This is a genomic window from Variovorax sp. P4_D9, assembly GCF_056401695.1.
Genome location: NZ_JBFUIU010001502.1, coordinates 1 through 1,185, shown reverse-complemented (window position 1 = coordinate 1,185; position 1,185 = coordinate 1). Strand labels below are relative to the sequence as shown.

At 66.5% G+C, this 1,185-nt stretch carries 1 protein-coding gene and 1 pseudogene; both read right to left on the bottom strand.

What is annotated here, in order from left to right; translation table 11 throughout:
• Positions 1–161: pseudogene (locus AC1DY5_RS56380) on the bottom strand (IS5/IS1182 family transposase); the annotation flags it as partial.
• Positions 162–240: 79 nt separating this feature from the next.
• Positions 241–1,185, bottom strand: a 945-nt coding sequence (locus AC1DY5_RS56375; RefSeq protein ID WP_478122829.1) for a 3'-5' exonuclease, incomplete at its 5' end; no start/stop codon positions are given.

Below are 1,185 nucleotides of genomic sequence, written 5' to 3'. Positions count from 1 at the left end.
TTGCTGCCGCGTCCCGCGTATTGCCGCACCAGCTCACTCAGGTCCAACTGGTCGATCACCTCCACGACAAAGCGGGCCAGGTGATCCTGCGGTAGCCATTCATCAACCGACGGCGGCAGCAAGTAGGCGGTGTCTCGATCTACGGCAATGAAGCGGCTCATGCAGTGGAGGTCTATTTAAACTGGCGCGATTGTCCAAGCCGCCGCCCACTCGGGGTAGGCGGGAAAGCCCGACACGCTCCTAGACCGGCGTCAGCTTGGCGACCGACATGGCCAGCCACTTGATGCCGTGGCGCGGGAAATTGACCTGCGCGCGGGCATCGTCGCCGCTGCCTTCGAGCGCCGTCACGGTGCCTTCGCCGAACTTGTTGTGGAACACCTGCATGCCCGAGCGCAGGCCGTGCGAAGGCGCGGCCTTCTGCGGCGGCACCGGCGGACTGGCGAACGAATCCTTGCTGAAGCCGCCCGCGCCGCCACGGGTGGTCGCGTAGCCGCCGCCGTAGCCAAAGGCCGAAGGCGTGAACCCCATGTTCTTCGGCGTCAGCCATTTCAGCGCGCCTTCGGGCAGTTCGTCGAAGAAGCGGCTCTTGAGGTTGTAGCGGGTCTGGCCGTGCAGCATCCGGGTCTGCGAGTGGCTCATGTAGAGCCGCTGCCGTGCCCGCGTGATGGCCACGTACATCAGCCGCCGTTCTTCCTCGAGGCTCTCGTTGTCGCTCATCGAGTTCTCGTGCGGGAAAAGGCCCTCTTCCATGCCGGTGATGAAGACGCAGTCGAACTCGAGCCCCTTGGCGGCATGCACCGTCATCAGTTGCACCGCGTCCTGGCCGGCCTGGGCCTGGTTGTCGCCCGATTCCAGCGCCGCATGGGTCAGGAAGGCGGCCAGGGGGCTCAGGGTTTCGCCGGTCTCGGCGTCGGGGGCCAGCGGCTCGTCGAGCAGCGGCCGGTTCGGGTCCAGGCCCTGGCTGGCCGGCGACTGGCGTAGCTCGTCGACCGGCAGCGCCACCGCGTCGCGGCCGAAGCCTTCCTGCGTAACGAAGCTTTCGGCCGCATTCACCAGTTCTTCCAGATTCTCGATCCGGTCGGCGCCCTCGCGATCGGCCTTGTAGTGCTCGACGAGCCCGCTGTGGTCGAGCACCAGCTCGATGATCTCGCGCAGCGACAGGCCCTGCGTCTGCTCGCGCAGCAC